Origin of the sequence: Cohaesibacter celericrescens (assembly GCF_002866925.1) — a bacterium.
GTDB classification, from domain to species: domain Bacteria; phylum Pseudomonadota; class Alphaproteobacteria; order Rhizobiales; family Cohaesibacteraceae; genus Cohaesibacter; species Cohaesibacter celericrescens.
The window spans coordinates 288726-303511 of record NZ_PKUQ01000055.1 but is presented as its reverse complement, the minus strand read 5'-3'; the positions used below and the strand labels follow the sequence as shown (position 1 = coordinate 303511).

The following is a 14786-nucleotide window of genomic DNA, read 5'->3' as shown; positions in this document are numbered from 1 at the left end:
TATTAAACAACCTATCTGCCTGTTGAAGTTACCCACCGGCAAATGGCCAATCTACCCACTCGTGTTGCCGATTTCGCCTAATGAAGGAGGCTGGAGAGACCGATTATCAGAGGCAGCACAACGTGCTCAAGCCGACCAGGCAGCGGTCATAACCGATGCCGTTTGGGCAAAGCTATTGGCGCCCGGTGAGCTCAATTATACAAACCTCTAGGACACGGTTCTTTTTCCATTGCTGTCGACGGCAGGAAATGTCAACGCGCGCCCTTACATATGCGTATCAAGATGCCTATCTGTACCACCTCTCCTTGACAAAGACCTATTGATATCGTGCGTTTTGACGACTGGTATATCGGTTTGACAATCGACAGGAACCTTATGACAGACCAACCATCGCAACCAACAAGCTCTCCAGACCCTTCTTCTCCCTCGGCAGCAAAAGGCCATGATAAAGAGCAAGGCAAATTTGTATCTGGTTCGATCTTTCGCCATGTCGTGACTATGACCGGTGCCGGTTCTGTTGGACTGATGGCTGTTTTTGCTGTCGATTTTGCCAATCTGTTCTATATTTCGTTGCTGGGTGAAACCCAGCTGGCAGCGGCTATTGGTTACTCTGCCACCATTATGTTCTTCAACAATTCGGTCAGCATCGGCCTCACCATCGCAGGGTCCGCGATTGTAGCGCGGGCGTTGGGGGCTGGTGACAAAGAATTGGCTCGTCGACGCTCGGGCAGCGCCTTATTGGCGACCGTTTTGATTATGACCTTGATAGTCGCGGCTGTGTTTCGCTTTATTCCTCAACTGCTCACTCTTGTCGGCGCAAAGGGTGAAGCGCATCTTGTTGCGGTTGATTTTCTGTCTATTGTTATTCCATCCCTTCCTTTGCTTGGCATTGTCATGATGCTGAGTGGCATATTGCGCGCCAGTGGCGATGCCAAAGGGGCGATGATGGTCACGCTTTCGGGAGGCATTGCTTCGGCAGTTTTAGACCCGATTTTCATTTTCGGATTGGGCATGGGGGTGAATGGTGCAGCCATTGCCTCTGTGCTGTCTCGCTGCGTCATGGTTGCCATCGGCATTCGGAGCGTTGTGATGGTCCACAAGCTTGTGGGCCGCCCCACTGATCTCAGAGACCTCCTTAACCATTGGAAGGTTCTGTTCCCGATTGCAATTCCTGCCATTTTGACCAATGTAGCAACTCCGGTTGGCAATGCTTATGTGACCATGTCGATTGCGCCCTACGGTGACGCAGCCGTCGCCGGCTGGGCTATTGTGGGCCGCATTATACCGCTTTCCTATACCGCTTTGTTCGCGCTGTCCGGCTCTGTTGGACCGATCTTTGGGCAAAATTTAGGTGCAGGAAAATTGGACCGCGTGCGTCAGACCTTGCGTGAGAGCATGATCTTTGTCCTTGCTTATACAGTAGGGGTTTGGATCTTGTTGTTTGCCGCACAAGACTGGATCGTACAGATATTCAGCGCAGAAGGAGATACCGCTTCTTTTGTACGTTATTTTTGTACCTTCATTGCACCCAGCGGTATTTTTCTTGGATTTCTGTTTGTCTCCAATGCCGCCTTTAACAATCTCGGTCACGCGACCTATTCCACGGGTTTCAACTGGGGTAAAGCCACCCTTGGCACCATCCCTCCAGTCATGCTAGGCACCGCCTTAGCGGGGGCAGAAGGAGCAATGATGGGACAGGCAGTCGGCGCACTGGTGTTTGGTCTGGCGTCTATATCGACCTGCTATTACGTCATCAACCGCTACCATAAAGACAAGACAGTCCCTGCGGTCGACGTTGAGGATGAAATTGCCCTCACGAAGCGCGCTCTGTCGCCTTTTTCCTCTGGCAAAGCAAATATGTAGTCCAGCTCTAGCCAAGGTGATAAGCGAGCGCTAAAAGAAACCATCAACAAAATTGTTCAGGAATACGATCTCATGATCAATCTGCCAAATGCAGGCAAAGAAGCCAAAATCCGATATCTGGACGGTGACTATCAAATTGTTACGAGCGGGTCATATGTCACCTGTGCGGTGACAGGGCGGGTCATTGCGCTGGAAGATCTGAAATATTGGTCGGTTGCGCGTCAGGAACCATACGCTGATGCTGCGGCGTCTTACCAAGCTGAACTGAAAGCGACCAACGCTTAATTCAGAAACGCGCGCTTGCAGTTCTGTCGATAGGCTTTGCTAAAGGCATAAACGCCTTCAGCCCTAGCTCTGCCGCCAAGAGCCCTATTGTGGGTGCCGTGGCGTTATCAAGGCCAAACACAGGCAACCAACGTTAGCGACGCGAAAATTTGCGTTGGGCTTGCTCGATAGCTCTACGCGGAAAAGACGAATCGTCAAACGCAATTTCGACTTCAATGACAAGTGCCTTTTTCGCCAACGTGTCCCCTGCCTCGCCCACTCCCTTTAGCCGGACATGGTCTTTGGCCGTGGTAACAACGGTCAGATTTTGTTGTTCGGCGATGTCAAGAAGCTCACGGGCTTCGCTATTGGTGTAGGGGTGGTGATCCGCAAAATCCCGTTTTTCGATAATTTCCAGTTCCAGCTCCTTGAGTGTTCTGTGAAATTTCCCGGGATGACCGATACCGCAAAAAGCAAGAATACGTGTCCCACCCAGAAGATTGCATTTGGCTGGTTTGAGATAGGCGTGGTTGGATGCTTTGCCGAGTTTGGCGGCCAGTTGGCGCAACCGTGGTGCCCGCTCTCCTTCTCCGATTACAACAAATAAATCGGCGCGGCGAACCTGCGGCAAAAGCGGAGCTCGTAAAGGCCCCGCAGGCATGACAAAATCATTGCCCAAGCTTTGTTGAGCATCAACAACCACCAGATTAAGGTCTTTATAGAGATAAGGATTTTGAAAGCCGTCATCCATGATGACGATGCCGCCTTCTTGTTTCTCGCATAGCTTTTCAGCCAGCTTGGCACCCTGCACCCGGTCCTTGGCAACAACGGTCGGAGCTATGCGTGCAAGCAAAAGAGCCTCATCCCCGACATCAGCGGCGCTGTGGTGATCAAGGGACACTTCAATTGGTCCTTCCTGTGTGCCACCAAAGCCGCGAGTAAGGAATATGGGCGACAACCCCAGAGACACAGCTGCTTTGCCCAAGGACATAGCCATCGGCGTTTTGCCTGCACCGCCGGCAACCAGATTGCCGACACAAATCACGGGCAAATGCGCCTTATAACGCGCCGGTTTGTTAAACCGGGATAGGGAAATGCGACCATAGATCAGACTTATGGGATAAAGCAGCCAAGCGAGCATGCCTCGCTCTTTCCAGAATTCAGGCGCCTTCATTTGCCAAAGCCTCCCGTCACGGTGTTTCAGTGCCATTATCACCGCCATGGGCGCGGTTTAATTCGGCATTGATTTTCAGAGGATTGAGAAACGGGTTAAGAGCCATCATTGTCCGGTCAAGCGCCCCGGAAAAAGGCCTCAAGGCCAAGCGGGCCAGCTCTGATCGACGATGCACTTCTGACGGAGAGGAAATCATTCGTGCCAAAGTCTGAATGAGTTCACGCTCTGTATTCAGGCACTCACCGCCGCCAGACGCATCGAGTGCTTCATAAATATCTTTGAAATTGTGGGTGTGCGGACCATGCAGAATCGCGCAACCCAATCTGGCTGGTTCAATGGGATTCTGCCCACCATGGCTAACCAGTGAGCCGCCCACAAAGGCGATGCGCGACAGGCGATAGAACAGACCCAACTCCCCCAACGTATCGCCAAGAAGAATATTGGTATCGGCGTCCAGTCCGGGCCCAGCCGAGCGGCGCTGAACCTGCCGAACAAAGCCGTTCAGTTCTTTGGCAATTTCCTCACCGCGCTCGGGATGGCGCGGCACAATGATAGTGAGCAGATTTGGTAGCCGAGCAGCCATACGCCTGTGCGCTTGTGCCAACAGGCGCTCTTCACCGGGATGAGTGCTGGCTGCGATCCAAACAGGCCTGTCGCCTATAGCGGTACGCATCACTTGCAATTCTTGCTCATCGGCCGTGGGAGGCGGAACGTCAAATTTCAGATTGCCCGTAACCTCAACCTGCTCAACACCCAATTGGGCATAACGCGCTCGATCTTCTTCTGCCTGAGCCAAACACAAAGGTACATTGCCAAACATCTGACGCACCGCAAACGGAAATTTGGACCAGCGCTCAAAAGAACGCTCCGACATGCGCCCGTTGACCACAATCAACGGAATGTCCCGCCGGTTCAGCTCTGTCATTATGTTCGGCCACAATTCCGATTCGACAAACAAAGCCAGATCGGGACGCCAATAATCAATGAAGCGATTGACAAACGGAGGGGTGTCGAGCGGAACAAATTGGTGAAAAGCACCTTTGGGGAGACGGCTATTTGCCACTTGCGAAGAGGTCACCGTGGTCGTCGTCAATAACACGTTGGATCCGGTTTCAACGATTTGTTCAATCAGGGGAAGTACAGCGTTGGTCTCGCCTACAGACGAAGCATGAACCCACACCAGAGGCCCGGACGGCCGCACTTGTGCAGTTTTGCCATACCGTTCACTCCGACGCGCAGCTATCTCTTTGCCACGCGTGCTGCGCAACGCCAGAAAGAGCGGCGCGATTGGGCTGAATGCATATCCCGCTGTCCGGTATGCTGAAAGCGCGATGCGGCCTGACCAGTCCATAAATTATCCGTTCTACCTACAATTCAATCCGATAGTCTTATAATCCAATAATGGCAGATATTTGCCCGCGCATTTTTGGTGAAATATTATAGCCACTTTTGCACAAAAATAAGCTGTTATTTATACCAGTGCCCTCAGACAGGCATCTGCCCAGTTCAACATCCTAGTGCTAGGAACAAGATGAGTTCAAGCGGTTTCAGCGCGTCTTAGCCGACAATGTTGCATATGCTTCATCCGTTACCCTGTTCAATGCGGCCTCTACTTGTTGGCGCTTGGCTTCCAGTTCATCATTGTCAGCATTTCTATCCACGTAAATAGGATCGCCAATGATGAAGCTGGCGCGACCGAACGGCATGTTGATCGACGCTTTGTCCCACGTGTCCATATCGATGCGATGGGAAGAGGCGTAGGCGGCAGGAATAATCGGTCGGCCAGATAATTTGGCCAGTGTCACCACCCCCAAACCGCATTCGCGGGCTCCTGTTTTGGGGACATTGACAGTCATCACCACACTCAAGCCTTCGGCCAGAGTAGAGATCAGGTTTTTGAGCGCTGCAATGCCGCCCTTTGTCAGGGTTTTGGAGCGGTTTCGCCCCCCTGAACCGCGGACGACTTCCACTCCAAGGCTTTCAGCAGCAACACTATTTAGATGTCCATCACCCGAACGCGAAACCAAAGCACGAACTTTATGGTCCTTGCGGCGAACCAAAGGCACCATAAAATGCTGTCCGTGCCAGAGTGCAACAATAGCGGGAAAATCCCCTTCGACCCGTTTATAGGCAGTATCAGGGTCATTGATGATGCGGGTTGTGGCGTGCACCAGACGAAGCCAATAGGCAATCAGCCGTCCCCCAATGGTCAAAACGAGTTTGGAGCGGGCAATTTTCTTCAACTTTGACACGTTCTGCTATGACTCCGGTCTGACAAGACAATCGCATGCCACCTTGCGAGATCGCCTCGATGCGCTCGTCTTTCACGCACCATATAAAACCATTCGGCCTCAAATGGAAGAGCAGCAGCAACCGTCGCACAAGAACAGAGGTTTACTGACCGATCGTCTGCTTCAAAAAGGGAGCCACTCTGCCGGATATATAAGCTATTTGGGTGGTTCAGGATCCATCAGGCGATGCAAGTGAACGACAAAGTATCGCATATGCGCATTGTCGACAGTGCCTTGAGCCTTGGATTTCCAGACATCATAAGCGGCAGCATAGTTGGGATAAACGCCGACGATATCTAGATTTTCAAGATCCTTGAACTCGACCCCCTCCAAATCCGTCAGTTCACCACCGATCACCAGATGCAAAAGCTGTTTGTCTTGTTCTGTTGTCATTTTTCTTTCTCCCTAGGTGTGTCTCGAAACAAACCCTACCGGTTCGGCTCTTTTTGTATTCTGCAATCTGTTTGGTCGTTCTCACTCTGGAAACTGCTGCTATCGCCTTCACCCAATGCGGTCCTCAACTAAGGTGGTTATCGCCGTGAGGGAAATTTGAGTACTGGCATCAGAGGGGCAATCTGTGCACCAAGTGGCTTGCAAGATGCATACAGGCAGTCATGCTGGGTATTCACGCGATTGTAGCTTAAAACCGCGTTCTGCTTGTCACGCAACAGACCACCAGCCTCTTCGACGATCAAGTCTGCTGCTGCAAGATCCCAGTCATTGGCATCTTGGCGGGCCAGTGCAATATCAATTGAACCAGTGGTGATCATGACCAGCCGATAGGCCAGGGATCGCACAAAGCCATATCCAATGACGCCTGCACGAGCCAATGGGCCTTTGTCTATTGCCTGCCGAGGGCCTGCAACGCGGGCTTCCTCCAGACTAGCCAGATTTGGGCATAACAAGGGCGCGCCATTGAGCATGCTGCCACCCGACTTGGAAGCCACATACATTTCGCCGCGCACCGGAGCATAAAGGGCAGCTGCTACAGGCCGATTGTCTTTAACCACGGCGATTGAGATGGTCCATTCTGTACCACCATCGATAAAGGCTTTGGTTCCGTCGATAGGATCAACCACAAAGACCCGCTGCTTGTTCAATCGCACGTCATTGTCTTCGCTTTCTTCCGACAGCCAACCATAATCCGGTCGCGCCTTCAAAAGACGTTCATGCAGCATACGGTCAACAGCAATGTCGGCCTCAGTGACGGGGCTATGATTGCCTTTGGTCCAGACCTTGGGATCACGATTGAAAAACTGTAGCGCCAGATTTCCCGCTTCACGGGCGGCCTGCTCCAATAATTTCTGATCTTCCAGATAGGCATGGCCGGATCTGCATTGGCCTTCCAAGCCGACTGATTGTTCAGGCTTATCGTCCGGCAACGGTCATACCCTCGATCAAGATACTGGGTGCATTCACAGAGTGTTCGAAACGCAGATCATTGGCAGGAATCACCCTGGCAAACATATCAATCAGATTGCCGGCAATGGTGATCTCGGAAATGGCTTCGGCCAATTTTCCGTCTTTGATGCGGAATCCGGAGGCACCACGCGAATAATCGCCGGTAACGCCATTAACGCCGTGGCCGATCAAATCGGTCACATATACGCCATCCTTAACACCGGAGATCAAATCTTGCTGGCTGTGGGTACCCGCCTGCAATGTCAGATTAGTGGTCGCCGGAAAGGGATTGGCTCCGGCACGCGCTGCACGCCCGTTGCTTTTCAAGCCAAGCTCGGCTGCGGTGGCACTGTCCAGCACCCATTGGTTCAGATAGCCATTCTCGACCAGAGAAAGCGGCTGGCAATCAACGCCCTCCCCGTCAAAGGGACGAGAGCCCAAACCACGCAGCAAAGTGGGGTCGTCACTGATATAAATGCCTGCGGGGAAAATTTGCCGCCCAAGTTTATCCATTAAAAACGAGGTATGACGCGCAATCGCGCTCCCATTGATGGCGGATGCAAAGTGCCCCAGCAGGGAGCTGGAAACCCGCGGTTCAAAGATCACGTCATAAGTGCCGGTCTCTACCTTGATAGGATTGAGACGCGCAACCGCGCGCTCTCCAGCGCGTAGCCCCACATGGGACGGAGGCTTCAGATCAGCACGATGGACCGCTGCGGAGAAAGAATAATCGCGCTCCATGCCGGAGCCTTCACCAGCGATAGCCGAGGTGGAAAAAGAAATGCGTGAGGACATGTAGGAGCCAACAAAGCCGTGCGACGTGGCCAAAACCATGCCGCCCAGATAGTGCCCGGCTGACGCCCCTGCAGATTTGGTTACACCTTGAACCGCCAGCGCGGCTTCTTCCGAACTTAAAGCGAGCTCGGACAGCTCTTGCGTGGTGGGGATGACCATATCAACCGGATCAAGCGCGACCAATCTGTCTTCAATCACGGCACGATCCATCAAATCTTCTCGGGCAGCCAGCCTTGCAAAAGGATCATTGGGCGACATACGTGCCATAGCAACCGCGCGTTCGGCGAGCTTGCTCAGAATGTCTTTGTCAGAGGTGGTGTTGGTCGAGACCGACGCCTTGCAGCCATCAATAAACACCCGCAACGCCATGGAATCATTTTCCGAGTGTTCATTTTCTTCCAGCGCTCCTTGCCGAAAGCCGACAGAGCTGGAAACAGCGAGCGCAGCAATGGCATCAGCTGAATCGGCGCCTGCTCGGATGGCGGCATCCACCAAATGTTGGGCACGGTCGAGAATAATGGACTGATCAAGGAGGTCTGACATTGAGATTCTGATCTTTTGTTCTTGATGAAGAAGCGGATAGCGGAATTCTATTCCTCTATGTCTTAGGGGCTCTGGCCATTTGGGGCAAGCAAAAAGGCGTCATTCTAAGGGCGAGCATGCACGCCCACTTGGTTAGGAAAGGATGAAGACGCACAGCCGGTAACCTTTCTCTAACCCTATAAAATATCACGCTTTTTTAACCTTGTACCTTAAGCAAATACACAATCCTGCCTGTTAATCTGGGGCAACTCAGAAAGAAGCACCCAAAATAAGGGGCTCACAGGAGAAGTCACGTGCAGCATCAAGAAACCCATAAATACACAGATGCTATTTCCTATCAGGTTGAGGGTTCAACACGAATTGCCCCCTATAATGTGGCGAAATACTTCCAATCTGCCGACATCAGATCCACAGCGGCTGAGTTGGCGGGTATTGATGAAGCCAGTCTGTTTGGCAGCCAAGTGCCAGGCATGGTTCAAATCAAAGCCAACCATGCCATGGTAGAATGTGTGCTGCCTTGCGGTTTACCACTCGTCGTGCGGGTTCCCTTGCGGTATTTCGAAGGGGTTGGAGCGCGGTTCGTGGTCGGCAAGCGTGAAGGCAGCCCACTGATTTGCCTGTTGGAACTTGTTCACAAAGACCCACAACTGACAATACCTTTGATGGCGAGCACCGATCTGGAAGATGCTGCTGTTGATTGGGCCTGCTGGTCAAGGCTTTGCCATCTCTCTATGCTGCACCAACCACTTGGCAGTGGAGGCTACGTTCCCGTTGATCCCGCAGGCAGGTCTCTTTCAGGTTTGGCCATTGCCCCAGAAAAACAGCGCCGTCATCATGCGCAGTTTGCAGCCCGCCGCCCGCGCTTTTTGACGCGCCGCAAAGTAGGATCAAGCGGCCAAGCAAACAAAGTGGCAGGTCGCGAGATTATCGCGCGCACATAAACGCGCCAATCGGGAAGACATAAAAGGGCCGTCTGGCCCTTTTTGCATTCCGAATTTACGGGGTGGTTCCGCCCGCCTCCATCAATGCGGTCAGGCGCCGTTTGACGTCTTCTTTGGTGTCCTCGCTGGCGGCTAAAATTTCCTCGGTCTTGAGAAAATCCAGCGGCCGAAAATTGCCTATATGGGGATGCACCAGCAATTCCACTTCATCGTGACGCATTTTCTCGCGCTGGATAGTCTGCATAAGGAGCTGGCTTGCGCCAAACCCCATTTCAAAAACACGCAGTTTGCCATCCTCTGTTTTTTGTGGAACACCAATCACATCAACTGCGATGATAATATCGGCGTGGGGTCGGACGTGGTCCACGGGCATCGGATTGACGCAGCCGCCATCGACGAGCAGCCTGCCATCATATTCCACCGGCCGAAACAAAGCGGGGATCGCCATCGACGCAGCAACCGCTTTATAGGTATCTCCCTCATTCATGATCACTTCGTTGCCGGTGTAATATTCTGTTGCCGAAAAGCTGGTGCGAATGGCGAGCTGGGAGAAATCCCGATGCACAGCCGGTGGCAAAAAGGTCTCGGCAATCCACTCCGGGTCCAACTGTGCCCAAGAACCCAATGGATTATGGAATGCTGAAAGCTCAGAAAATTTCTTCGGGCGGGACCGCCAGAAGCGTGAGAGGACTTCGTTCCGATTGCCAAAGACTTCCAGCATATAGGCCCGCAATTCTGCTCCCGTTATACCCGATGCATAACAAACCGCCGCGAGCGCACCAATTGAGGTGCCGGACAATGCGACCGGCTTGAGCCCCAATTCATCCAAAGCTTCCATTACCCAGATGTGAGACAGGCCGCGTGCGCCGCCGCCGCCAAAGGCAATTCCAATGGTGTTATCAGTCATAAAATCCGCTTCTCATTGCTTGGTGCCGCCCTTCTGAGGATCCCGTTGAATAGCTTGAAGGGCAGCTTGCGCTCTATCCTATCAATTCGGTATGATCGACTCAATGCGGAGCCACACGATCGGGTTGCCGTGCCAGACTTTTCCCGCAGGTATCCCCTTGGTTTTCGAAACTTTCCGTCGCGCCCCCGGCAGCACAATCACGATAATCAGCAAAACACAGGCGTCCAGAGACGCCATAAGGGCGCTGGAGACATGCCTCCAAGACGGCCTATCCATTCACTCCAGCCACAATGAATCCATTCCCATCAAGGGTATTTCGGCCGTTGCTGATGACTGTGTTGGTGGGCCTTTCCTTTATTGCCAAAGCTCGGGTTCGAGCAACAATGCCAAAACCATCCGCCGCAGGCCTGCTTCGTGGATTCGCAGCTTTGAGGTTAACCGCAGCCGCCTTGGTCTGACCTCGAAGGATGGTTATGCGATTTTGGGTGCCCTCAGTCATTCTCTTACTCTGTATGCCATGCTTGAAGCTTTGCATATGGGGGCCGATGTGACCATTCTTAAGGGCCTTCAACCCAAAACCCAATTATCAGCATTAACGGACCAAGCCTTGTCAGTGATCTATGCCACCCCGTCTCAACTCCGTTTGCTGCTGTCAGGGGACAAAATCCGGTCCCGATCCTTGCCGAATCTGCGCTTCATTCTCTGCGGCGGTGGTAAGTTGGATGAAGCCTGTCGTGCTGGTTTGTCTTCGCTTTGCCCGAACGCCCGTATTTTTGAATTTTATGGTGCGTCAGAGACCAGCTTCATTACCATGGCCGATGCGGATACCCCGCAAGGCTCGGTCGGGCCGGCCTATCCCGGTGTCGACATGTCCATTCGGGATACGGCAGGGTGCGCAACCGATGGTGTTGGCGAAATCTGGGTGAAAAGTGATTATTTATTTGATGGTTATGAGATTGGCGACAGCGCCGACACCCGCTGGCAAGACGGATATTTGACAGTGGGTGAAATGGGGCACCTTGACGGGCGTGGCAATTTGTTCCTCAAGGGCCGCAAAAGCCGAATGGTCACGGTGGCCGATCAAAATATATTTTTGGAAGATGTTGAAGCGGCTTTGCATCAAACCCCTGCTGTGCGTAGTTGCGCCGCTTTTGCTCGGGCAGACCGGCAAAGAGGGCATGTGATTGTTGCTGTAGTGGAAGCCGATGAAGCCACAGACCTCACGGATTTTACAGAATGTCTGAAATCCTCTTGTCGCGCTCAACTTGGCGTATTGGCCAGCCCGAGGGAAATTTATTACATCAATCACATACCAATGCTTCCGGCAGGCAAACCTGATCTGATTGCCCTGACGCGATGGCTGGAGGTGCAGATATGACCCGTTCTTACATCGTGGCAGCCAGACGCAGTGCCGTTGCACCGCGCAACGGGGCGCTGGCCGCTCTGGAGCTGCACGATTTAGCGGCTCCTGTCGTCAAAGCAGTTCTTTCAGATGCCGGTGTGGATCAGAATCAAGTCAGCGAGCTGATTGTCTCCAATGGTTTGGGCGCGGGAGGCAATCCTGCACGTCTGGTGGGATTGGCGGCCGGATTGCCGCACTCTGTTGCGGGGTTGTCCGTCGACCGGCAATGTTGTGGCGGGCTGGATGCCGTCTTGTTGGCCGATGCCATGATCCGGTCCGGACTGCATGAGATCGTGGTTGCTGGCGGCGTTGAAAGCTACTCGCGCCGACCGTTGCGCAGTAAAACATTCGCCGATGGATCGGCCCCGCAAGCCTATGATCAAGCCCCCTTTACACCGTGGCCGGACCGCGACCCAGACATGGCCCAAGCCGCCGACCGTTTGGCAAACCTGCTCAATATCACGCAGGCCGAACAGGATAACTGGGCGGTTGCCAGTCATCAAAAGGCGCAAGCAGCCGAGGCCATCACCGCCAAAGAAATTGTGCCCATTTCTGGCGCGGCACATGATTCGTTCACCCGCAGGATGAACCAGCGCCTCTGCGCACGTGCACCTGTGGTTTATGGCAGTGTGACAGCGGCCAATATGTCTGTGGCCGCCGATGCCGCAGCCTTTTGCGTGATTGTATCAGAGCGGGTGGCCCGATTTTTACCGTCTCCTTCAATCGAAATCGTCGGCGGGGCTACCTTGGGGGGCGATCCGGCCCTGCCCGGCCTTGCGCCAGTGGCTGCGATCAGGGCTTCGCTGGATGCGGCAGGTCTTACGCCACAGGACTTGGACCTCGCAGAAATCATGGAAGCATTTGCGGTACAGGCTATTGCCTGCCAACGAGGCGCGCATATCAATGAGGCAATCGTGAACATGACCGGCGGTTCGTTGGCACGTGGTCACCCGATTGGTGCGTCAGGGGCAATATTAGCGGTGCGGCTGTATCATGCCTTGGCAACCACCGACGGGACAGGCCTGGCTGCCATTGCGGCTGCGGGTGGCATCGGGACGTCCCTTATTGTAAAATCCCCATGTGTTGGCCTATGACGTCAGTTATGATTGGCACGACCAGTAACGAAGGAAGAAAGCAATGATCAAACTCAATGTTCAAGACATGGCATGCGGCGGATGTATCAAATCCATCAAAGAAGCCATCATGGCCAAAGACACTACTGCAGACGTCAATGCGGATTTGGAAACAGGGGCTGTTGAAGTCACGTCCAGCCTCAGCCCGGACGCCATTCGCGACACCATTATCGAGGCCGGTTTCCCCGCGCAGTTGGCTTGAAGCATCTCCGCACAGTGCAGAGGCTGCAAATGACCGTTAATAAGCAGGTCTAAAAAAGGGGACTAATCCACAGATGTAACCCGATGATAGCGGTTGGGCGGGGCGTGTCGTTGGGGGCAACCCGCTGTTTTATCTTCCGCTCTTGGGCCTTAGGAAGGACATACTGGGGATTTTTTGCATTTTGAGGCAATTTTTGCCACCTTTTTGCCACAGTGTCTCAAATGCAAAGACTTTGTTTACCCTGTTTGCGCAACATAGCGAGGTGAGTAATTGTAGAAAGGCGCAGAAATCATGTCCTCAGAACACGCGGATACAAATTCCGTCCGCATAGCCGTTGTCAGTTCTGACCCCGCCTTCCGCAGAATGATCAATGACCAGCTGTCAGCAGCTCTTGAAGAGCGCATGCACCAGTCTTGTGATTTCCAGATTTTTGACGGCAAGGCGCCTGCTAGTTTTCTTATGGAACCCACATGTGCCCTCATGACCTTTGAGGAGGACAGCGAGTTGAAAATGCTGTCCCGCCTTGCAAGTCGGCATCCCAACATGCTGCTGCTGGCACTGAGTGGAAATGGCTCGGTGTCGCGCGCGGTGGCGGCCATGCAGGCGGGTGCTCATGATTTTATCGCCCGCCCCGTATCCGCCGAATCCTTGTCAGATCGATTGACTGATCTTATTGCTCATCATCGCCCTGCACCTCATGCCGAGCAACATATCGTAACCAAAGCAAATGCCAGGCATGAGGTTTACCCAGCAAACGCGACGGCACCCGATACCAACACCAACAATGAACTGTTGCGTGATTTTGAAGGTTTCATCGGCAAATCCCCCGCCATGCAAGGGGTATATGATCAGATCAATCGCATTGCCTCTTCCAAAGCTCCAGTGTTTATAACGGGAGAATCGGGCACCGGTAAAGAAGTCTGCGCCCAAGCTCTCCACGCCCGCTCCAATCGCTCCAATGGACCGTTCATTGCTATCAACTGCAGTGCCATTCCTGCCGAACTAATGGAATCGGAGCTGTTCGGGCATATGCGCGGCGCTTTCACTGGCGCTACAGAGGACCGCAAAGGCGCAGCTGAACTAGCCGATGGTGGCACTATGTTTCTTGATGAAATTGGTGAAATGCCGGTTGATCTGCAAGCCAAATTGTTGCGCCTCATTCAGACAGGGTCTTCTCGTCGTGTGGGCGGTACAAAAGAAGTGTCCCTCGACATTCGCTTTGTCGCAGCAACAAACCGCGACCCGCAGGAGGAAGTCCGCGCCGGACGTTTTCGCGAAGATCTTTTCTACCGCATGCATGTTCTGCCTATTCATTTGCCTCCCTTACGGGAACGCACAGGGGACATTATGCCGCTAGCGCAGTCGTTCCTCATTCAATATGCCCGCGAAGAAAATAAAAACTTCTCGCTCTTCAGTGTTGAAGCCGAAAGCATGCTCCAAGCTTATCGTTGGCCGGGGAATATCAGGCAATTGCAGAATACCATCCGCCGCCTGACCGTGATGTATGATGGCAGCGTCGCAGAAGCCGAGCATTTGCCAGATCTTTTGCATAGTGATGAAGGATATGAGAGCGAACTCAATCAAGCCATCTCCAATCTCCGCGAAATTGGAACTGTCATGGCAGGGAACATCGCTCCCTTCTGGCAACAGGAAAGAGACATCATCGAAGGGGCTCTTGGTCATTTCGATGGCAACATTTCCCGCGCGGCCGCTGCGCTGGAAATCAGTCCCTCTACTATCTATCGCAAACGCATGAGCTGGGCGCACAAAGAGGCGGTTTAAAAGACGCAGCCTCCTCTTTCCTTATCGATCGGTTACACAAAGGCTAAATTGAGTCTCGACAGACGGCGTTTGCCCCCTTATGAGTGGA

The 14786-nt window shown here is 53.1% G+C and carries 14 protein-coding genes; 7 read left to right on the top strand and 7 right to left on the bottom strand.

Annotation, left to right across the window (positions count from 1 at the left end; genetic code table 11):
* The first annotated feature begins 375 nt into the window (after positions 1-375).
* Together C0081_RS22385 and C0081_RS22380 are read left to right on the top strand one after the other, a co-directional pair.
* Positions 376-1863, top strand: a complete 1488-nt coding sequence (locus tag C0081_RS22385) for an MATE family efflux transporter (protein ID WP_101535948.1) — start codon at positions 376-378, stop codon at positions 1861-1863.
* 72 nt (positions 1864-1935) lie between these two features.
* On the top strand, positions 1936-2148 hold the full coding sequence (locus tag C0081_RS22380; RefSeq protein ID WP_101535947.1) for a DUF2093 domain-containing protein: 213 nt from the start codon (positions 1936-1938) through the stop codon (positions 2146-2148).
* A 133-nt stretch (positions 2149-2281) separates the two neighbouring features.
* On the opposite strand, the gene lpxK is transcribed toward C0081_RS22380, so the two are convergent.
* The 6 genes from lpxK to C0081_RS22350 form a co-directional block, all read right to left on the bottom strand.
* Positions 2282-3337, bottom strand: coding sequence for a tetraacyldisaccharide 4'-kinase (lpxK, locus tag C0081_RS22375; protein ID WP_180967021.1), 1056 nt, complete (start codon positions 3335-3337; stop codon positions 2282-2284).
* On the bottom strand, positions 3318-4652 hold the full coding sequence (locus C0081_RS22370; protein WP_101535945.1) for a 3-deoxy-D-manno-octulosonic acid transferase: 1335 nt from the start codon (positions 4650-4652) through the stop codon (positions 3318-3320). The genes lpxK and C0081_RS22370 overlap by 20 nt, the downstream gene beginning before the upstream one ends.
* Positions 4653-4848: 196 nt before the next feature.
* A complete protein-coding gene (locus tag C0081_RS22365) occupies positions 4849-5553 on the bottom strand; it encodes a lysophospholipid acyltransferase family protein (RefSeq protein ID WP_101535944.1) in 705 nt (234 codons plus the stop codon).
* 195 nt (positions 5554-5748) lie between these two features.
* Positions 5749-5985 (bottom strand): DUF4170 domain-containing protein, encoded by a 237-nt coding sequence (locus C0081_RS22360; RefSeq protein WP_101535943.1) that lies wholly within the window; start codon positions 5983-5985, stop codon positions 5749-5751.
* Between the two features lie 137 nt (positions 5986-6122).
* On the bottom strand, positions 6123-6974 hold the full coding sequence (locus C0081_RS22355; protein ID WP_210200596.1) for a 3'(2'),5'-bisphosphate nucleotidase CysQ: 852 nt from the start codon (positions 6972-6974) through the stop codon (positions 6123-6125).
* The gene (locus tag C0081_RS22350) at positions 6961-8331 is read right to left on the bottom strand and encodes a TldD/PmbA family protein (protein WP_101535942.1); all 1371 of its coding nucleotides are present in this window, start codon (positions 8329-8331) and stop codon (positions 6961-6963) included. The genes C0081_RS22355 and C0081_RS22350 overlap by 14 nt, the downstream gene beginning before the upstream one ends.
* Positions 8332-8624: 293 nt before the next feature.
* Between C0081_RS22350 and C0081_RS22345 the strand changes: the two genes are divergently transcribed.
* On the top strand, positions 8625-9272 hold the full coding sequence (locus C0081_RS22345) for a DUF6101 family protein (RefSeq protein WP_101535941.1): 648 nt from the start codon (positions 8625-8627) through the stop codon (positions 9270-9272).
* Between the two features lie 55 nt (positions 9273-9327).
* Here the strand turns inward: C0081_RS22345 and C0081_RS22340 are convergent, their stop codons facing one another.
* The gene (locus C0081_RS22340) at positions 9328-10179 is read right to left on the bottom strand and encodes a patatin-like phospholipase family protein (RefSeq protein ID WP_101535940.1); all 852 of its coding nucleotides are present in this window, start codon (positions 10177-10179) and stop codon (positions 9328-9330) included.
* A 103-nt stretch (positions 10180-10282) separates the two neighbouring features.
* Between C0081_RS22340 and C0081_RS22335 the strand changes: the two genes are divergently transcribed.
* From C0081_RS22335 to C0081_RS22320, 4 genes are all read left to right on the top strand, one after another.
* Positions 10283-11557, top strand: coding sequence for an AMP-binding protein (locus tag C0081_RS22335; protein WP_101536064.1), 1275 nt, complete (start codon positions 10283-10285; stop codon positions 11555-11557).
* Positions 11554-12675, top strand: coding sequence for a thiolase family protein (locus C0081_RS22330; protein ID WP_101535939.1), 1122 nt, complete (start codon positions 11554-11556; stop codon positions 12673-12675). The genes C0081_RS22335 and C0081_RS22330 overlap by 4 nt, the downstream gene beginning before the upstream one ends.
* A gap of 43 nt (positions 12676-12718) precedes the next feature.
* Positions 12719-12916: a heavy-metal-associated domain-containing protein gene (locus C0081_RS22325; protein ID WP_101535938.1), complete on the top strand. Its 198-nt coding sequence runs from the start codon at positions 12719-12721 to the stop codon at positions 12914-12916.
* Between the two features lie 291 nt (positions 12917-13207).
* Positions 13208-14698, top strand: a complete 1491-nt coding sequence (locus tag C0081_RS22320) for a sigma-54-dependent transcriptional regulator (RefSeq protein ID WP_101535937.1) — start codon at positions 13208-13210, stop codon at positions 14696-14698.
* The last annotated feature ends 88 nt before the right edge of the window (positions 14699-14786 follow it).